Source organism: Bacillus sp. CH30_1T, assembly GCF_008364765.1.
Lineage (GTDB): Bacteria > Bacillota > Bacilli > Bacillales > Bacillaceae_B > Rossellomorea.
This window is the reverse complement of the sequence record NZ_VTUY01000018.1, coordinates 1-17,048: the sequence shown is the minus strand read 5'-3', so window position 1 is coordinate 17,048 and position 17,048 is coordinate 1. Positions and strand designations below refer to the sequence as shown.

24 protein-coding genes and 1 rRNA gene are annotated in these 17,048 nt (G+C 41.6%); 23 read left to right on the top strand and 2 right to left on the bottom strand.

The window, feature by feature from the left end:
- Positions 1-31 precede the first annotated feature (31 nt).
- The 20 genes from rplO to F0342_RS23120 all read left to right on the top strand — a co-directional run bounded on the left by rplO (position 32) and on the right by F0342_RS23120 (position 13,649).
- Positions 32-472, top strand: a complete 441-nt coding sequence (gene rplO / locus F0342_RS23215; RefSeq protein WP_113970897.1) for a 50S ribosomal protein L15 — start codon at positions 32-34, stop codon at positions 470-472.
- Positions 472-1,764, top strand: coding sequence for a preprotein translocase subunit SecY (secY, locus tag F0342_RS23210; RefSeq protein WP_113970898.1), 1,293 nt, complete (start codon positions 472-474; stop codon positions 1,762-1,764). Before rplO ends, secY begins: the two co-directional genes overlap by 1 nt.
- 63 nt (positions 1,765-1,827) lie before the next feature.
- Positions 1,828-2,478 carry an adenylate kinase gene (locus F0342_RS23205; protein ID WP_034765951.1) on the top strand — a complete coding sequence of 217 codons (651 nt, stop codon included), beginning with the start codon at positions 1,828-1,830 and terminating at the stop codon, positions 2,476-2,478.
- A complete protein-coding gene (gene map / locus F0342_RS23200; protein ID WP_148971245.1) occupies positions 2,478-3,224 on the top strand; it encodes a type I methionyl aminopeptidase in 747 nt (248 codons plus the stop codon). Before F0342_RS23205 ends, map begins: the two co-directional genes overlap by 1 nt.
- Before the next feature lie 15 nt (positions 3,225-3,239).
- Positions 3,240-3,563: a KOW domain-containing RNA-binding protein gene (locus F0342_RS23195; RefSeq protein WP_148971246.1), complete on the top strand. Its 324-nt coding sequence runs from the start codon at positions 3,240-3,242 to the stop codon at positions 3,561-3,563.
- Entirely contained in the window at positions 3,556-3,774 is a 219-nt protein-coding gene (gene infA / locus F0342_RS23190; RefSeq protein WP_034765945.1) for a translation initiation factor IF-1, read from the top strand. The genes F0342_RS23195 and infA overlap by 8 nt, the downstream gene beginning before the upstream one ends.
- Before the next feature lie 38 nt (positions 3,775-3,812).
- Positions 3,813-3,926 carry a 50S ribosomal protein L36 gene (rpmJ, locus tag F0342_RS23185; RefSeq protein WP_003156543.1) on the top strand — a complete coding sequence of 38 codons (114 nt, stop codon included), beginning with the start codon at positions 3,813-3,815 and terminating at the stop codon, positions 3,924-3,926.
- Positions 3,927-3,950: 24 nt separating this feature from the next.
- Entirely contained in the window at positions 3,951-4,316 is a 366-nt protein-coding gene (gene rpsM / locus F0342_RS23180) for a 30S ribosomal protein S13 (protein ID WP_034765943.1), read from the top strand.
- Positions 4,317-4,341: 25 nt separating this feature from the next.
- Positions 4,342-4,731, top strand: a complete 390-nt coding sequence (gene rpsK / locus F0342_RS23175; RefSeq protein WP_032085294.1) for a 30S ribosomal protein S11 — start codon at positions 4,342-4,344, stop codon at positions 4,729-4,731.
- A 171-nt stretch (positions 4,732-4,902) separates the two neighbouring features.
- Positions 4,903-5,847: a DNA-directed RNA polymerase subunit alpha gene (locus tag F0342_RS23170; protein WP_034765941.1), complete on the top strand. Its 945-nt coding sequence runs from the start codon at positions 4,903-4,905 to the stop codon at positions 5,845-5,847.
- A gap of 46 nt (positions 5,848-5,893) precedes the next feature.
- Positions 5,894-6,256: a 50S ribosomal protein L17 gene (gene rplQ / locus F0342_RS23165; RefSeq protein ID WP_034765940.1), complete on the top strand. Its 363-nt coding sequence runs from the start codon at positions 5,894-5,896 to the stop codon at positions 6,254-6,256.
- 282 nt (positions 6,257-6,538) lie between these two features.
- Positions 6,539-7,375, top strand: coding sequence for an energy-coupling factor ABC transporter ATP-binding protein (locus tag F0342_RS23160; protein ID WP_149158144.1), 837 nt, complete (start codon positions 6,539-6,541; stop codon positions 7,373-7,375).
- Positions 7,351-8,220 carry an energy-coupling factor ABC transporter ATP-binding protein gene (locus F0342_RS23155; protein WP_149158143.1) on the top strand — a complete coding sequence of 290 codons (870 nt, stop codon included), beginning with the start codon at positions 7,351-7,353 and terminating at the stop codon, positions 8,218-8,220. The genes F0342_RS23160 and F0342_RS23155 overlap by 25 nt, the downstream gene beginning before the upstream one ends.
- Positions 8,217-9,014, top strand: a complete 798-nt coding sequence (locus tag F0342_RS23150) for an energy-coupling factor transporter transmembrane component T family protein (protein WP_149158142.1) — start codon at positions 8,217-8,219, stop codon at positions 9,012-9,014. The genes F0342_RS23155 and F0342_RS23150 overlap by 4 nt, the downstream gene beginning before the upstream one ends.
- Before the next feature lie 13 nt (positions 9,015-9,027).
- The gene (gene truA, locus F0342_RS23145; protein WP_149158141.1) at positions 9,028-9,774 is read left to right on the top strand and encodes a tRNA pseudouridine(38-40) synthase TruA; all 747 of its coding nucleotides are present in this window, start codon (positions 9,028-9,030) and stop codon (positions 9,772-9,774) included.
- Positions 9,775-10,192: 418 nt separating this feature from the next.
- Complete coding sequence (gene rplM / locus F0342_RS23140) at positions 10,193-10,630, top strand: 50S ribosomal protein L13 (RefSeq protein WP_044340542.1); 438 nt, start codon at positions 10,193-10,195, stop codon at positions 10,628-10,630.
- Between the two features lie 22 nt (positions 10,631-10,652).
- Positions 10,653-11,045: a 30S ribosomal protein S9 gene (gene rpsI, locus F0342_RS23135; RefSeq protein WP_148971251.1), complete on the top strand. Its 393-nt coding sequence runs from the start codon at positions 10,653-10,655 to the stop codon at positions 11,043-11,045.
- 128 nt (positions 11,046-11,173) lie between these two features.
- On the top strand, positions 11,174-11,620 hold the full coding sequence (locus F0342_RS23130; protein ID WP_149158140.1) for a DUF2521 family protein: 447 nt from the start codon (positions 11,174-11,176) through the stop codon (positions 11,618-11,620).
- Positions 11,621-11,725: 105 nt separating this feature from the next.
- Positions 11,726-12,454 (top strand): N-acetylmuramoyl-L-alanine amidase CwlD, encoded by a 729-nt coding sequence (gene cwlD / locus F0342_RS23125; protein ID WP_149158139.1) that lies wholly within the window; start codon positions 11,726-11,728, stop codon positions 12,452-12,454.
- A 145-nt stretch (positions 12,455-12,599) separates the two neighbouring features.
- Positions 12,600-13,649, top strand: coding sequence for a P-loop NTPase (locus F0342_RS23120; RefSeq protein ID WP_149158138.1), 1,050 nt, complete (start codon positions 12,600-12,602; stop codon positions 13,647-13,649).
- Between the two features lie 57 nt (positions 13,650-13,706).
- Here the strand turns inward: F0342_RS23120 and gerD are convergent, their stop codons facing one another.
- Positions 13,707-14,354: a spore germination lipoprotein GerD gene (gene gerD, locus F0342_RS23115; protein WP_149158137.1), complete on the bottom strand. Its 648-nt coding sequence runs from the start codon at positions 14,352-14,354 to the stop codon at positions 13,707-13,709.
- A gap of 149 nt (positions 14,355-14,503) precedes the next feature.
- Here gerD and F0342_RS23110 point away from each other — a divergent pair, with 149 nt between their 5' ends.
- Positions 14,504-15,139 (top strand): KinB-signaling pathway activation protein, encoded by a 636-nt coding sequence (locus tag F0342_RS23110; protein WP_149158136.1) that lies wholly within the window; start codon positions 14,504-14,506, stop codon positions 15,137-15,139.
- 46 nt (positions 15,140-15,185) lie between these two features.
- Here the strand turns inward: F0342_RS23110 and pdaB are convergent, their stop codons facing one another.
- Positions 15,186-15,935: a polysaccharide deacetylase family sporulation protein PdaB gene (gene pdaB / locus F0342_RS23105; protein WP_149158135.1), complete on the bottom strand. Its 750-nt coding sequence runs from the start codon at positions 15,933-15,935 to the stop codon at positions 15,186-15,188.
- 140 nt (positions 15,936-16,075) lie between these two features.
- Here pdaB and F0342_RS23100 point away from each other — a divergent pair, with 140 nt between their 5' ends.
- Both F0342_RS23100 and F0342_RS23095 read left to right on the top strand, forming a co-directional pair.
- Positions 16,076-16,303, top strand: coding sequence for a hypothetical protein (locus F0342_RS23100; protein WP_113970914.1), 228 nt, complete (start codon positions 16,076-16,078; stop codon positions 16,301-16,303).
- Between the two features lie 376 nt (positions 16,304-16,679).
- Positions 16,680-17,048: ribosomal RNA gene (locus tag F0342_RS23095) — 16S ribosomal RNA — on the top strand; the annotation flags it as partial.

The following is a 17,048-nucleotide window of genomic DNA, read 5'->3' as shown; positions in this document are numbered from 1 at the left end:
CGATTTCTTTCGAAAAAAAGGAGGTGCCGACATGAAATTACATGAGTTAAAGCCTACAGAAGGTTCACGTAAGGTCCGCAATCGTGTAGGACGTGGTATTGGTTCAGGTAATGGAAAGACTTCTGGTAAAGGTCATAAAGGACAAAACGCTCGTTCAGGTGGCGGAACTCGTCCTGGCTTTGAGGGTGGTCAAACACCATTATTCCAACGTCTACCTAAACGTGGATTCACGAACATCAATCGTAAAGAATATGCAATCGTCAACCTTGACGCATTGAATCGCTTCGAAGATGGTACAGAAGTTACTCCAGCTCTACTTGTAGAAACTGGCGTAGTGAGTAACGAAAAAGCGGGAATTAAGATTCTTGGTAAAGGTTCAATCGAGAAAAAGCTTACAGTAAAAGCACAAAAATTCTCAACCACTGCTAAAGAAGCTATCGAAGCTGCTGGCGGTACATCCGAGGTGATCTAATGTTTCAAACTATCTCCAATTTTATGCGCGTGGGTGATATAAGAAATAAAATTATTTTCACCCTTCTAATGTTAATAGTCTTCCGTCTTGGTACCTTCATTCCGGTGCCAAACGTAGACGCTAATGTATTGAAAATGCAAGACCAGGCAGGGATTCTCGGATTCCTGAATACATTTGGTGGCGGTGCACTGCAAAACTTCTCCATCTTTGCGATGGGAATTATGCCTTACATTACCGCTTCTATCATCGTACAACTCCTGCAAATGGATGTTGTTCCGAAGTTTACAGAGTGGTCTAAGCAAGGTGAAGTCGGACGCCGAAAATTAGCTCAGTTCACACGTTATTTCACCATCGTTCTCGGATTTATCCAAGCTTTAGGTATGTCCTATGGTTTCAATAGAATATATGGTGGAATGCTTATCCAAAGCCCAGGAGTTAGTACGTACCTACTAATAGCGTTAGTTCTAACAGCTGGTACGGCTTTTCTTATGTGGTTAGGTGAACAAATCACAGCTAAAGGTGTAGGGAATGGTATTTCGATCCTGATCTTTGCAGGTATCGTTGCTGCTATCCCTAACACAGTAAACCAAATCTATGCTCAACAAATTGAAGGGGCAGGCGAACAGCTCTTCCTTCGAATTGTGGTTCTTGCACTTCTTGTTTTAGCAGTTATTGCAATCGTTGTTGGTGTCGTGTTTATTCAACAAGCACTTCGTAAAATTCCGATTCAATATGCAAAACGTTTAGTGGGGCGTAGTCCGGTTGGTGGACAATCAACACATCTACCGTTAAAGGTAAATGCTGCGGGTGTTATTCCAGTTATCTTTGCGATATCTTTCATAATCACACCACAGACCATTTCATCTTTCTTCGGAGAAAATGATGTGACAAGTACTATTCAGTACATCTTTGATTACACTAAACCAGTTGGTATGATCATCTATGTAGCTCTGATCGTTGCCTTTACGTATTTCTATGCTTTCATTCAAGTGAATCCAGAACAAATGGCTGAAAACTTGAAGAAGCAAGGTGGATATATCCCTGGTATTCGTCCAGGTAAAACCACACAAGAGTATCTCACTCGCGTTCTGTATCGTCTAACATTTGTTGGGGCAATCTTCTTAGCTGTCATCTCTATTCTTCCTGTTTTCTTCATTAACTTTGCGGGATTACCTCCTGCAGCTCAAATCGGTGGAACAAGCTTACTCATCGTAGTAGGGGTTGCACTTGAGACAATGAAGCAACTGGAAGCGCAGTTAGTGAAACGTCACTACAAAGGATTTATTAAATAAGAGGGTTTTCGGGAACGTATTGTTCCTGAAGCCATTTTATAGACAATTAGGGGGAGTTCGAGAGTGAATATAGTTCTTATGGGCTTACCAGGCGCAGGAAAAGGCACTCAAGCTGAAAAGATCGTAGATAAATATGGTATCCCCCATATATCTACTGGCGATATGTTCCGTGCAGCTATTAAAGAGGGTACCGAACTAGGCTTGAAGGCTAAATCATTCATGGATAATGGCGACCTTGTTCCTGATGAAGTAACAATCGGTATCGTTCGTGAACGTTTAAGCAAAGAGGACTGTGAAAAAGGCTTCTTACTGGATGGGTTTCCAAGAACGGTTGCTCAGGCAGAAGCACTTGAAAACATCCTGGCTGATCTTGGTAAAAAAATGAATTACGTCATTAATATAAATGTAGATAAGGACATCCTGATGGAGCGCTTGACAGGTCGCAGGATCTGTAAAGAGTGCGGCGCTACTTATCATCTTGTCTTTAATCCGCCAACAGAAGAGGGCGTTTGTGATCGCTGCGGCGGCGAGTTATATCAACGCGCAGATGATAACGAAGAAACGGTTCAAAACCGTTTAGACGTAAACATCAAACAAACCCAACCACTATTGGCTTACTACGAAGATAAAGGCTATCTGAAAAACATTGACGGTCAACAAGACATCCATAGAGTGTTTGATGACATTGATGAACTACTTGGAGGCCTTTCATAATGATCATTTCTAAAACTCCGAGAGAGATTGAGATTATGCGGCAAGCTGGAAAGATTGTGGCATTAACTCATGCGGAATTGCAAAAGCATATTTCTCCGGGAATATCGACGAAGGAATTGGATGCAATTGCTGAAAAATTCATTCGTAAACATGATGCAATTCCATCTTTTAAAGGGTATAATGGGTTTCGTGGCAGCATCTGTGCTTCCGTCAACAATGAGTTGGTTCATGGAATTCCGGGCGATCGGGTTTTAAAGGATGGCGATATAATCAGCATCGATATCGGTGCTAAGTATAACGGTTATCACGGTGACTCAGCTTGGACATATCCAGTTGGAACAATAGATGATGAAACCCAGAAGCTTCTGGATGTTACGGAAGAATCGTTATTTCTGGGACTTAAGGAAGCTAAACCAGGCGAGCGTCTGTCGAATATCTCTCATAGTATACAAACATTTGTTGAGGCTAATGGCTTTTCTATCGTTAGAGAGTATGTGGGGCACGGAGTTGGTCAAGACTTACATGAGGATCCGCAAATTCCTCATTATGGACCACCCAACAAAGGTCCTCGTTTAAAGCCTGGCATGGTACTGGCTATTGAACCAATGGTTAATGCAGGAAGTCGATATGTTAGAACGTTATCAGATAACTGGACAGTCGTCACAGTAGATGATAAAATGTGTGCTCACTTTGAACACACCATTGCAATTACTGAAGACGGCTATGAGATATTGACGAAAGCCTAAGTGAAGGTGATTGGATTGATCGAGTCAGATTCGACGATTCCGAGGATAGGCCAGATTGTTCAAACCCTTAAAGGGAGAGAAACAGGAAGCTACTCGGTCGTTGTTCAGCAATTGGATGAACGTTTTGTACTCATAGCAGATGGAGATCGAAGAAAGTTTGATCGCGCCAAGCGAAAGAACATCGCTCATCTTCACTTGTGTGACTATGTTTCTCCAGAAGTTCAAAACAGTATTATAGAAACAGGAAGAGTTACGAACGGTAAACTGCGTTATGCTGTTTCAAAGTTTGTTAACGAAGTTTTAAATGATGAGAAGAAGGGAGACATGTTCGATGGCTAAGGATGATGTAATTGAAGTTGAAGGTAAGGTCGCGGAGACTTTGCCCAATGCGATGTTTAAGGTAGAATTAGAAAATGGTCATACAGTACTGGCACATGTTTCAGGAAAGATCCGTATGCATTTCATTCGTATCCTACCTGGTGACAAGGTAACAGTAGAATTATCACCGTATGACTTAACTCGTGGTAGAATCACTTATCGTTATAAATAATCTATTGCACTCCGTACTATTAAGGAGGTTAGAATAAGATGAAAGTTAGACCATCTGTTAAACCAATCTGCGAAAAATGTAAAGTTATTCGTAGAAAAGGTAAAGTCATGGTTATCTGTGAAAACCCTAAACACAAACAAAAACAAGGCTAATCTTAAAGGAGGTGCGCTATCACTATGGCACGTATTGCTGGTGTAGACATTCCACGTGACAAACGTGTTGTCATTTCATTAACATACATCTACGGTATTGGTAAAAATACTGCAGCGAAAATCTTATCTGAAGCTGGTGTATCTGAGGATACTCGCGTTCGCGATCTAACTGACGACGAACTAGGAAAGATTCGTGATATCGTTGATAAATTAAAAGTAGAAGGTGATCTTCGTCGTGAAGTATCACTAAACATCAAACGTCTTATGGAAATCGGTTCATACCGCGGTCTTCGTCACCGTCGTGGACTACCTGTTCGTGGACAACATACGAAGAACAATGCTCGTACACGTAAAGGTCCTCGTAAGACTGTAGCTAACAAGAAAAAATAATAGGTAAAGGAGGTTACTTCTTAGTATGGCACGTAAAACAAACACTCGTAAACGTCGTGTGAAAAAGAATATCGAAGCTGGTATTGCACACATTCGTTCTACATTCAATAACACAATCGTAACTATTACTGATGTTCACGGAAATGCTGTTGCTTGGTCAAGTGCAGGTTCACTAGGATTCAGAGGTTCTCGTAAATCCACTCCATTCGCAGCGCAAATGGCAGCTGAAACTGCAGCGAAAGCTTCTCAAGAACATGGTTTAAAAACTCTTGAAGTAACAGTTAAAGGTCCTGGTGCTGGTCGTGAAGCAGCTATCCGTGCTCTTCAAGCAGCAGGTCTAGAAGTTACTGCAATCAGAGACGTTACTCCAGTTCCTCATAATGGATGCCGTCCACCAAAACGTCGCCGCGTTTAATTTTTCTGTATAAATTTTGTATCGTTGTCTATAATGGGATATGATACAAGATACGTTCATTCAGAAAAGTAACCAGTTGTTGGTGCACAATAGGGAACGTAAACATGGGGAATTTCGGACTTTAACTTATTTAGCCCGGAGTTTCGACGTTTTGAAGGAGGGTAAATATTAATGATCGAAATTGAAAAGCCAAAAATTGAAACGGTTGAGATCAGCGATGATGCCACATATGGAAAGTTCGTCGTAGAACCACTTGAGCGTGGATATGGTACAACTTTGGGTAACTCCTTACGTCGTATCCTACTATCGTCACTCCCAGGTGCTGCTGTCACATCTATTCAAATAGATGGAGTACTGCATGAGTTTTCAACAATTGAAGGCGTCGTAGAGGATGTCACATCCATCATTTTGAATATCAAGAAGTTAGCGTTAAAGATCTACTCTGATGAAGAAAAAACGCTAGAAATTGATGTACAGGGCGAAGGAGTTGTAACGGCTGCTGATATTACTCATGATAGTGATGTAGAAGTGTTAAATCCTGATTTACACATCGCAACATTATCTAAGAGTGGACACTTCCGTGTGCGTTTAAGCGCATCACGTGGACGTGGATACAGACCAGCAGACCAGAACAAACGTGAGGATCTTCCTATTGGCGTGATCCCAATCGATTCTATTTACACTCCAGTTTCACGCGTTAACTATCAAATAGAAAATACTCGTGTTGGTCAAATGACTAACTACGATAAACTTTCTCTTGATGTATGGACTGATGGAAGTATTGGACCAAAAGAAGCGATTTCTTTAGGTGCTAAGATTCTAACAGAACACTTAAATATTTTCGTTGGCCTTACAGATGAAGCGCAGAATGCTGAAATCATGGTAGAAAAAGAAGAAGACCAAAAAGAGAAAGTTCTTGAGATGACGATCGAAGAATTAGATCTTTCTGTTCGTTCTTATAACTGCCTGAAGCGTGCTGGAATCAATACTGTTCAAGAGCTTGCTAACAAGACAGAAGAAGATATGATGAAAGTGCGTAACTTAGGACGTAAATCACTTGAAGAGGTTAAAGTTAAACTTGAAGACCTTGGACTTGGCTTACGTAAAGACGACTGATAACATCTTCTTTCATATATAGATTCAACAAAGGAGGGAACCCTTAATGGCTTACAGAAAGTTAGGACGTACCAGTGCTCAACGTAAAGCGATGCTACGTGATTTAGCTACAGACCTAATCATTAACGAGCGCATCGAAACAACTGAAACTCGTGCGAAAGAGCTTCGTTCAGTTGTGGAAAAAATGATCACTTTAGGTAAACGTGGTGACATTCACGCGCGTCGTCAAGCTGGTGCATTCATTCGTAAAGAAGTTGCAAACGCTGAAAACAACCAAGATGCTCTACAAAAGTTATTCTCTGACATCGCTCCTCGTTACACAGAGCGTCAAGGCGGATATACTCGCATTATGAAGGTTGGTCCTCGCCGTGGTGACGGTGCTCCAATGGCAATCATCGAATTAGTTTAATAATTCGTGACTTCTAACATTAAGGGCAGGACAGTTAATCCTTAACTGCTTCTTTGCCCTTTTTGTATAAGTGCATGTTGATGAAAAGCAGAGCGTTACGATGAGCAGCTCCGGCTGACTCGTCTAGCTCGTGCACCCCTTCCAACTTCTATTTTCATAGAAGCTGTTCAATGGTTGAACAAGAAAAGTTCTCTTTTCTTTGGTCGGGGTGCAGGCTTTTTTTTATATGCAGAGATTTTTTAGCAGAGCTGAGTATGAAGAGCGTAGAGGAGGTTGCAAAAATTGAAAGAAATCATTCAAGTAGACGATGTACATTTCAGATACCCTGATCAGAATACCTACGCCCTTAAAGGCATTAGCCTGACTGTCAATCAAGGTGAATGGTTAGCGATTGTCGGTCATAACGGATCCGGTAAGTCGACTCTTGCCAAAATGTTGAATGGGCTTCATTTTCCTGAAAAGGGGAAGGTAACGGTGGACGGTATCGTTCTTGAGGAGAGCTCTATTTGGGAAATCCGTTCAAAGCTGGGTATGGTCTTTCAGAATCCCGATAATCAATTTGTTGGTGCTACAGTAGAAGATGATGTGGCTTTTGGGTTAGAAAACCATGGGGTACCTTATGAATCAATGGTACAGCGAGTCAATGATGCTTTAAAAAGTGTCCATATGGAGAATTTTCTTAATCAAGAGCCGCACCATTTATCAGGTGGTCAAAAGCAGCGTGTAGCAATTGCCGGGGTCGTAGCTCTTCAGCCATCGATCATCATCTTAGATGAAGCGACATCGATGCTTGATCCCAAAGGAAGAAAAGAAGTTCTTGAAACAGTACGCAAGTTGAAAGACGAAGAAAACCTGACAGTGATCTCCATTACCCATGATTTGGAAGAAGCAACAAGAGCCGATCGAATGATTGTATTAAATCAAGGAATGGTCTTTAAGGAAGGAACCCCGGAAGAAATCTTCTTATTAGAGGACGAGTTAATCAAGCTGGGCCTGGATTCTCCTTTTACAATAAAGCTAACTGGGGCCCTTAAAGAAGCAGGTATACCCTTGTCAAAAACATATTTTACAGAAGAAGAGTTGGTGGATGAATTATGCAAATCACATTTCAACAGGTAGAATACCGATATTCATTCAACACTCCATTCGAAAAACTCGCCATTCAAGATATCAATCTTTCCATCCCAACAGGTCAATTTCTCGCGGTGATCGGTCACACCGGTTCAGGGAAATCAACACTCCTGCAGCATTTAAACGGACTGTTAAAGCCTACAGAGGGCCTTGTCCAAGTAGGAGAGCATCAAATAAAAGCCAAACAAAAGGCAAAAAGCTTAAAGCCTGTCAGACAGAAGGTAGGCATCGTCTTTCAATTTCCTGAGCATCAGTTGTTTGAAGAAACCGTACTTAAAGACATCTGTTACGGACCAATGAACTTTGGCGTATCAGAAGAAGAAGCGATAAGAAGAGCGAAGAATCTGATCGTAAAGGTTGGACTATCAGAGGAAGTACTTAATAAATCCCCTTTTGATTTATCAGGAGGGCAAATGAGACGTGTAGCCATTGCAGGTGTACTTGCTATGAACCCTGATGTCATTGTACTCGATGAACCTACTGCTGGACTCGATCCAAGGGGTCAGCGTGAAATCATGGACATGTTCTATGAGCTTCATAAAGAAAAAGGACTGACGACCATTCTCGTCACCCATAGCATGGAAGACGCTGCTCATTATGCAGAAGAGATTGTGATCATGCAGAATGGCCGTCTTAAGAGAAAAGGAAGTCCTGAAGAGATATTCTCTTCGGCGGATGAACTGTTTGAGATGGGTTTGGACGTGCCCGACGTCGTTCGGTTTCAATATCAATTTGAACACAAATCAGGGAAGAAGCTACCGAAGACCTGTTTAACGATAGAGGAATTAGCTTCATCCATCCGTAGAGTCAGGGACGGAGGTGAAGCCCTATGATGGAGAAGATGATCTTTGGTCGCTACGTACCCGCTAAATCCATCCTTCATCAGATGGATCCGAGGGCAAAACTATTATTTATCTTCGGATTTATATGTGTCGTCTTTCTGGCAAATAATTTTGTTACGTATGCATTGCTCGGTCTTTTTACGTTTAGCGCACTCATTCTTTCTAATCTTTCCTTGCGTTTTATTATCGGTGGATTGAAGCCTATCCTATGGTTGATTCTGTTTACGTTCTTTTTACACGTGTTTTTCACCAAGGAAGGCCCCGTCATCCTGGACTTAGGCTTATTATCTGTTCATGAAGAGGGGTTAAGGCAGGGAATATTTATTTCTTTACGATTCTTTTATCTGATTCTCGTCACGTCTTTATTAACGCTGACGACCTCCCCCATCACAATTACGGATGGCCTCGAGACGCTTTTGAACCCATTGAAAAAAGTGAAATTTCCCGTTCATGAGCTGGCCCTTATGATGTCGATCTCCTTAAGGTTCATTCCGACTCTGATGGAGGAAACGGATAAAATCATGAAGGCCCAAATTGCTAGGGGGGCTGAGTTTTCTTCCGGTCCCATTAAAGATCGGATCAAAGCCATCATCCCTTTACTGATCCCTCTTTTCGTCAGTGCTTTTAAACGTGCAGAGGACTTGGCAACAGCCATGGAAGCAAGAGGGTATCAAGGTGGAGAGGGCAGGACGAAATACCGGCTGTTATCCTGGCATAAGAAGGATACGGGAGCGTTAATCGTACTTGCCCTCCTGACAGCGGTATTAATTATTTTCAGAGGATAACGGAGTGTCGTGTATGCAGAGAGTGAAATGTACCATCGCATATGATGGAACGTATTTTCATGGTTATCAAGTACAACCCAATCAACGTACCGTCCAGGGCGTCATAGAGGACATCTTGTCCACTATCCATAAAGGCGAGCGGATTCGGATCAGCGGGTCTGGCCGGACCGACGCTGGTGTTCATGCAAACGGTCAGGTTTTTCATTTTGATACATCCTTATCTATCCCTGAAGAGAAATGGCCGGTCGTGCTGAACACACGCTTACCGGATGAAATAACCGTTAAAGAAGCTGAGTTTGTTCCAACTGAATTCCACTCAAGGTTCTCTGTCGTACAGAAGGAATATCGTTACCGTGTTTATAAGGGAGAGTCGAGAAGTCCGTTTAACCGTCACTTCGCCCTTCATTATCCGTATGATCTTTCAGTGACGGATATGGAGCTTGCTGCAAGGCATCTCATCGGGGAGCATGACTTCACGAGTTTTTGTTCAGCTAAGACGGAAGTTGAAGACAAAGTAAGAACCATTCACCATATTGACATTCAAGAACATGAAGGAGAAATCATTTTTTCTTTTGTGGGAAATGGATTTTTATACAATATGGTCAGGATATTGGTTGGTACCTTATTAGAAGTAGGCTCCGGGGATTTACCGGTAGAGGAGATCCCTGAAATACTGGAAGCACGGGATCGCAATAGAGCTGGAAAGACAGCGCCTCCTCATGGGTTATATCTGTGGAAGGTTGATTATGGTTGTAATTAGAATTAGTGGATGATTAACATTCTGAAAGATAGTTTATATCAGAACCCTTGAAGTTGATTGGAGCGGAAGTTGCTCGACTCCTGCGGGAATAGCGGGACAGGTGAGACCCCGCAGGTGAAGCCAAGGAGGCTCATCGCCCGCCCCGCGGAAAGCGAGCACCTGGAGCGGAAATCAACCACTACTATCTGGGTATAGACATACCTTATCGCAACTATAAAATGAATTGGTTAATTAAAGATGATAATCAAGTTTTAAAAAAAATTCTAAAACAACTAATCCTGGTGTAACATTCTCTTGACAATAGACTGGGAACAAGATAATATAGCATATGGTATGTTATTAACCCCACGATAAGCCCCGGAAACTTATTGTGATTAGAAAATAAATACTACGGATTCATTAAATAGGAGGTTAAATCATGCGTACAACGTATATGGCAAAAGCCAACGAAATCGATCGTAAATGGTTCGTTGTAGATGCTGAAGGCAAAACTCTAGGACGTTTAGCTAGTGAAGTTGCTTCTATTCTACGCGGAAAACACAAACCAACATTCACACCACATGTAGACACTGGTGATCATGTTATCATTCTTAATGCTTCAAAAATCGAACTAACTGGTAAAAAGTTAACGGACAAGATTTACTACCGTCACACTAATCACCCAGGTGGTTTAAAGCAACGTACAGCATTAGAAATGCGTACAAACTACTCAGAGAAAATGTTAGAGCTTACTATTAAAGGTATGCTTCCAAAAGGTTCTCTAGGTCGTCAAATGTTCAAGAAATTACATGTATATGCTGGAGCAGAGCATCCGCATCAAGCACAACAACCTGAAGTTTACGAACTTCGTGGATAATTAATAAGAGGAGGTTATTATCTTGGCTCAAGTTCAATATTACGGAACTGGTCGTCGTAAGAGCTCAGTAGCTCGTGTACGTTTAGTACCAGGTAACGGAAACATCGTTATCAATGATCGTGAAGTAGAAGTATATATCCCATTCGCAGCACTAAGAGAAGTAATTAAGCAACCATTAGTTGCAACTGAAACTCTTGGTAACTATGACGTTTTAGTAAACGTTCATGGTGGAGGCTATGCTGGTCAAGCTGGTGCGATCCGTCACGGAATCGCTCGTGCTTTACTACAAGCAGACCCTGAGTACCGTGGAACTCTAAAACGCGCTGGATTATTAACTCGTGACTCTCGTATGAAAGAACGTAAAAAATACGGTCTTAAAGGTGCACGTCGCGCGCCACAATTCTCTAAGCGTTAATTATTATTTCAAACAAAAGCTCAACCGATTCTTATCGGTTGGGCTTTTTTTGTTGTAAAATTGGTAACAGTTACTCGAATGAAGTGTTGTGTTAAGTAGGAAAATACGTTCAAAGGGGTGGATGATCTTTGAACGTTATTACAACTTTCAATACAAAGAGAAGAGAAAAACAAATTAAGACGGAAAGAACATTGTTGAAAGAGATTTCGATTAAAATGCTTCAGGAGAGTGTCCGAAAGCATTTTGGATATATAAAGGTTCAAGGCGGTGTATTTATGCAGCAAGGTTTTGATGAGGCATGCTTTGATGTGGCCATTGAAGCCTATCTGCTCGGTGGAAAGGTCAGCAAGTTTGGTTATACCGGCGAACCTACAGACCTCGTGAAAAAGCGGTGCGAGGAAGAATTAAAACACTTTATTGATACACTTTATAATTTCTGGTTGTATTGGTCAGAGATGGGCGTCTCGAATCAAGTGGATGAATCCTTTTATTTCTGCTGCGAGCACTTTGTGGAAACATGGTGGTCAGAAGGGTATGAAAAGGGGATCAAGCGTCATAAACTGCGTTTGAATTAATCATTTCAGTTCTAAAAATCATTCTCGTCCCATATTTTTTAGTAAGGAGAGCGGAGCTATAAAGAGGTTATACTCCGGGTTGAAACTGGAAATGGGAGGACTGGAATGATTCAGAAACTAAAGGTTATCGGGATGATTTCTGCACTGGCGATATTATTATTCATTATTCAATATAAGATTCTGGACAAGGATACGTGGGATTCCTGGAATCTCCCTTTATCAGGTAAAATCATCTATATAGATCCCGGACATGGCGGGCCGGACGGTGGAGCTGGTGATCAGGATGCCCTGGAAAAGGACATCGCTTTAAATGTGTCTCTGATGATAAGGGATTATCTCCAGGAACAAGGGGCTCTTGTAATCCTGACCCGTGAAAAAGACGAAGACCTTGCCGATGAAGGAACTAAAGGATACAGCCGCCGAAAAGTGGAGGATTTAAAGAAGAGGCTAAGCTTAATCAATGAATCTGAAGCAGACTTATTTTTAAGTATTCATCTGAACTCCATTCCATCTGCTAAGTGGAGCGGAGCCCAAACATTCTATAATCCAAAGTATAAAGAAAATAAAGCCCTTGCAAAAGCCATTCAGGGAGAGCTTATACGCAATTTAGAAAACACCAAACGTGAAGCGAAGGGCATTCAAAATGTGTATATCTTAAAACACGCCAAAAAGTCAGGAGCCTTAGTGGAAATCGGATTCCTATCCAATCCAGGAGAGCGGGCTAACTTACTTAAAGAAGACTACCAGCAAAAAATTGCTGCCTCTGTATACCAGGGGGTTCTCAATTATTTAACAATGGAAGATGAAGATAAAGAAAAAGCTGATGAGGAATAACCTCTCAGCTTTTATTATTTATCAATAAATCATTTCATTATTCAACAAAAGCATTCAAAACCTTTTGATCATTCATTCAACTAAGAATATGTTATACTGAAAGCAGATTGATTGAAAACGAATACATAGAAAAGGGTGGTTATTCATGTTAACTGAACAACAGACACGCGAACTTTTATTTGGATTAAAAGATCCTTTTTTAAATAAAACGTTAGAAGAAACAAACGGTATCGCAGAAATTTCAATTAAGGAAGAAAAGAAGCATGTAAGCGTGAAGATCGCCATTGCCAAGACAGGTACTGGTGAACAAATGCAATTCCAGCAAAAGATCGTGCAAGTCTTAAAGGATAATGGAGCTGAATCTGTCGGGATCCGCTTCACCGAGCTTCCACAGGAAGAGCTTGAAAAGCATAGAGGATCCGGTGGACAAGGAACTGATTTATTATCACCTGCAAGTAATACAACGTTTATTGCGATTGCCAGTGGAAAAGGCGGAGTAGGGAAGTCGACAGTTTCTGTTAACTTAGCTGTGTCCTTGGCCCGTCAAGGCAAAAAAGTAGGGCTCGTGGATGCTGATATTTACGGGTTCAGTGTGCCGGATATGATGGGAATCGTGAAACGACCAGTGGTTCGGGGAGAAAGAATTATTCCAGTTGAACGTTTTGGTGTAAAAGTCATTTCAATGGGCTTCTTTGTTGAAGACAATGCTCCCGTTATTTGGAGAGGTCCTATGCTCGGGAAAATGCTGAATAATTTCTTCTCGGAAGTAGAGTGGGGAGAACTGGACTATTTACTGCTGGACCTGCCGCCGGGAACAGGAGACGTTGCCCTTGATTTGCATACAATGCTTCCACATTGTAAGGAAATCATTGTCACGACACCGCATCCAACAGCAGCGTTTGTAGCGGCTCGAGCAGGCGCAATGGCCCTGCAAACCGATCATGACATTCTGGGTGTGGTTGAGAACATGTCCTATTTCGAAAGTAAACAAACAGGCGAAAAAGAATTCGTATTCGGTCAAGGCGGAGGAGAGAAGCTTACGGAAGAACTCCGTACCGACTTATTAGGTAAGCTTCCACTTCAACAACCTGACTGGAACGAAGAGGATTTTGCTCCTTCCATCTACGCAGAGGACCACCGTTTAGGGCAGATCTATGGTGACATCGCTCATAAAGTGATTGAAAAACTATCTTAATGAAACTAAAAAAGGACAAATGCTGAGGCTTGCCCCGCATTTGTCCTTTTTAAAAATTTATTGGCCTCCGCCACCGCTACCGGAACCTCCAGAATCTCCAGATTCTCCGCCACCGCCGGATTCTCCGCCGCCTTGTTCACCACCACCAGATTCGCCGCCTTCTTTCATTTCACCGGCAGCCTTCAATAATACATCCTGAATCTTAGCCTTAAATAGAGGGCTTTCAAATGTTTCCGTAATGACTTTTTGCAGATGTTCCCTATATTCTTGGCTTTTTAATGTCTCGGTTAGTTCTTTTTGGAATTCTGGATCCTTAAAGAGGTCCATCATCATTTTTTGATACTCAGGATCCTTCATGAGGTCTTTGAGTAATTTTTCATTTCCATCCTTCATGCTTTTAGCCATAGCCTCGGCAAATTTAGGGTCTTCGAATGACTTTTTCCAGAATTCAGTTCCTTTTTCTGACGTTAACGTCTTCGTGATTGTCTCAGTGACAACCCCCTGGTCCATAATAAGTTCTGATTTCATTTTTTCATCAGACATGATTTCTTGAATCGCTTTTTTACCATCATCGGTCTTTAATATATCGACAACCATTTTCTTGGTTTCTTCATAATCCGTTTTCCCACCGCCTGTTTCTCCACCACCGCCGCAAGCGGACAGGAGAAGAATCGACAGTAGAAAAAGAAAGGAATATCTTTTCATGGGTAGGCTCCTTCCATACAAATTCCTTTACACTTAATATGAGAAATAACGAAAAAAATATGCACAATAAAAACTGGAACCTGGATTTTTTATAGTAGCGTTGGTACAATCAAATGAGTGTATATTTTTATATTTGGAGGAAAATAGAAGTGACCATCCGCAATTGGATTCGTTTTTTTATTCATACGTTAGTGATCGGTGGAGCTGTAACTGCCATCGCCGCACTTCTCATTAGATGGGATCAGTTCGGACCATACATTCAAGACGGTAACGTGATTGGCATATTATCCAGTCTACTTTGGTTTATATTTGTAGGTTTCACCTTTAGTGTAATCAGTCAGATGGGCTATTTCGCATATCTAACCATCCATCAATTCGGGATGGGAATGTTTAAGAGCTTATGGAATCCTGTTCAAGTGGTGCTGATTGCCCTCGTCCTGTTTGATTTAATCTACTTCCGATTCAGAGCTTTCGCTGAGGAAGGCGAGTCGTATACGCCTTATATTTTTCTTGGGATCGGAATATTGGTCGTTGGCTTAGTCGTAGCTTATATGAAGAATCAGCAATCAGAAGCCAAGACGAACACATTTGTGTCTGCCCTATTCTTTATGATTGTTGTAACGACATTGGAGTGGCTGCCGGTTTTACTGGTGAATTCCGTTAAATGGCTGTACCTTATGCTGCTGGCTTTATTGGCATGTAATGCATTTCAGCTTCTGCGCCTTCCTAAATATATCGAGAAATCCCAATTGGACAGACAACATAAGCAGCCAACTAAGAGATAAACAAATAAAAGCCCGCTGGTGAATTCCCTTCATCAGCGGGCTTTTATTACTGTATGAGGGAGGACTCGGCATCCCCGTTTGAAATCATGTCGGAAACCGTAATGAAGTTACCTTTTCCTTTCAACTCTTTCACGATGGTCGGCAAAGCGGATTTCGTTTGTTTAGCTGAATCCGATGCGTGAAGGAGAATGATGTCCCCTTTTTTGGCTTTCTTCACATTATTGATAATTTCATCTACACCAGGATTCGTCCAATCTTTAGAGTCTACACTCCAGTGAACCACAGTAAGTCCAAGAGAGTCAGCTACCTTTAATGTTTCTTTATTAAAGTGTCCCGTTGGCACGCGTAATAACTTCACATCTTTTACATTCAGCTTCTTAAAAACGGTATCGGCTTTTAAAATGTCCTGCTTGATCTTATTTGGTTCCATATCCGTATAATCAGAATAGGCATAGCCAAGATTTCCGATTTCATATCCCTGCTTCACAATTTGCTCCACTAAATCAGGGTGTCTCTCAGCCCAGGCTCCGGAAAGAAAGAAGGTAGCTGACTGGACATTCATCTTCTTTAATTCTTCAAGAATCGGCCTAGCTTTTTCATCTCCCCAACCAATATTGAATGTAATCGCGACTCCCTTTTCTCCTCTGTAGATCGCTTTCGGTCCATCCTTCGTACTAAAAACAGAAAGAGTCGAAAGGTTACTGCTATATACAAACAAGGCAGTAAAAAATGAAATCACGATAATCAGACTGATTTGCTTTAACTTCTTAGCATTAACTGTGTGAAACGTATTCAATATTTCATCCCTCCGTTCAACCGTCTATCTCTACTAAAGATATGCATGTCCCCGGAAAAAATATCTAACTTATAAAAAAATGATTATAAATTTCTTTTAATGGAAAAAACTACAAATACAAACATTAAGGGGTGACATACTTGCTGGGGTTAATGATTAATGACAGAGAGAAACAAGAAATAGAGTATTTGTTAAAAAGAGAGATGGATGAAATACTGTTCGACCTAAAAGATTCTCGAATTGATCATATCGTTAAGAGAGCAATGGATGAACGGTACAAAATCTTATTTTCACTCTTTAAAAGGTTTGCCAGTCATAAGGAATGTCTAAAGTATATGAAGACGGCAGCGAAGAAAGAAACATATTGATGAAAATCAGCTTCCGTATGTATCCGAACGGGAGCTTTATTATTTGTGAATGATGGGAGCGGCTAGCTGAATTAAGAGGCGGGAGTGTAAAAGCGGTAATGTGTTTTAAAATTTTTTTGAGAAAGTTCATGAAATGTATTGACCCCTCCCGATAAACTTGGTATATTAATAAACGTCGCTGAAACGCAATGAATTATTTAGAAGAAACACCAATAAATAATCTTTAAAAAACAGTTGACATCACATGAGGATATGTGATAAATTAATAAAGTCGCTTCAAACAGAAACGGCGGACATTGAACCTTGAAAACTGAACAAAACAAGACAATACGTCAACGTTAATTCTAGATTTATTTTTAAAGAGCTATTCAAACTTTTATCGGAGAGTTTGATCCTGGCTCAGGACGAACGCTGGCGGCGTGCCTAATACATGCAAGTCGAGCGGATTGATGGGAGCTTGCTCCCRTCARTCAGCGGCGGACGGGTGAGTAACACGTGGGTAACCTGCCTGTAAGACTGGGATAACTCCGGGAAACCGGGGCTAATACCGGATAACTCATTTCCTCGCATGAGGAAATGTTGAAAGGTGGCTTTTAGCTATCACTTACAGATGGACCCGCGGCGCATTAGCTAGTTGGTGAGGTAACGGCTCACCAAGGCRACGATGCGTAGCCGACCTGAGAGGGTGATCGGCCACACTGGGACTGAGACACGGCCCAGACTCCTACGGGAGGCAGCAGTAGGG

What these genes read in the sequence shown, in the direction of transcription:
- rplO (WP_113970897.1), top strand. Translation starts at nt 32, where the DNA reads ATGAAATTACATGAGTTAAAGCCTACAGAAGGTTCACGTAAGGTCCGC.
- secY (WP_113970898.1), top strand. Translation starts at nt 472, where the DNA reads ATGTTTCAAACTATCTCCAATTTTATGCGCGTGGGTGATATAAGAAAT.
- map (WP_148971245.1), top strand. Translation starts at nt 2,478, where the DNA reads ATGATCATTTCTAAAACTCCGAGAGAGATTGAGATTATGCGGCAAGCT.
- infA (WP_034765945.1), top strand. Translation starts at nt 3,556, where the DNA reads ATGGCTAAGGATGATGTAATTGAAGTTGAAGGTAAGGTCGCGGAGACT.
- rpmJ (WP_003156543.1), top strand. Translation starts at nt 3,813, where the DNA reads ATGAAAGTTAGACCATCTGTTAAACCAATCTGCGAAAAATGTAAAGTT.
- rpsM (WP_034765943.1), top strand. Translation starts at nt 3,951, where the DNA reads ATGGCACGTATTGCTGGTGTAGACATTCCACGTGACAAACGTGTTGTC.
- rpsK (WP_032085294.1), top strand. Translation starts at nt 4,342, where the DNA reads ATGGCACGTAAAACAAACACTCGTAAACGTCGTGTGAAAAAGAATATC.
- F0342_RS23170 (WP_034765941.1), top strand. Translation starts at nt 4,903, where the DNA reads ATGATCGAAATTGAAAAGCCAAAAATTGAAACGGTTGAGATCAGCGAT.
- rplQ (WP_034765940.1), top strand. Translation starts at nt 5,894, where the DNA reads ATGGCTTACAGAAAGTTAGGACGTACCAGTGCTCAACGTAAAGCGATG.
- F0342_RS23155 (WP_149158143.1), top strand. Translation starts at nt 7,351, where the DNA reads ATGCAAATCACATTTCAACAGGTAGAATACCGATATTCATTCAACACT.
- F0342_RS23150 (WP_149158142.1), top strand. Translation starts at nt 8,217, where the DNA reads ATGATGGAGAAGATGATCTTTGGTCGCTACGTACCCGCTAAATCCATC.
- truA (WP_149158141.1), top strand. Translation starts at nt 9,028, where the DNA reads ATGCAGAGAGTGAAATGTACCATCGCATATGATGGAACGTATTTTCAT.
- rplM (WP_044340542.1), top strand. Translation starts at nt 10,193, where the DNA reads ATGCGTACAACGTATATGGCAAAAGCCAACGAAATCGATCGTAAATGG.
- cwlD (WP_149158139.1), top strand. Translation starts at nt 11,726, where the DNA reads ATGATTCAGAAACTAAAGGTTATCGGGATGATTTCTGCACTGGCGATA.
- F0342_RS23120 (WP_149158138.1), top strand. Translation starts at nt 12,600, where the DNA reads ATGTTAACTGAACAACAGACACGCGAACTTTTATTTGGATTAAAAGAT.
- gerD (WP_149158137.1), bottom strand. Translation starts at nt 14,354, where the DNA reads ATGAAAAGATATTCCTTTCTTTTTCTACTGTCGATTCTTCTCCTGTCC.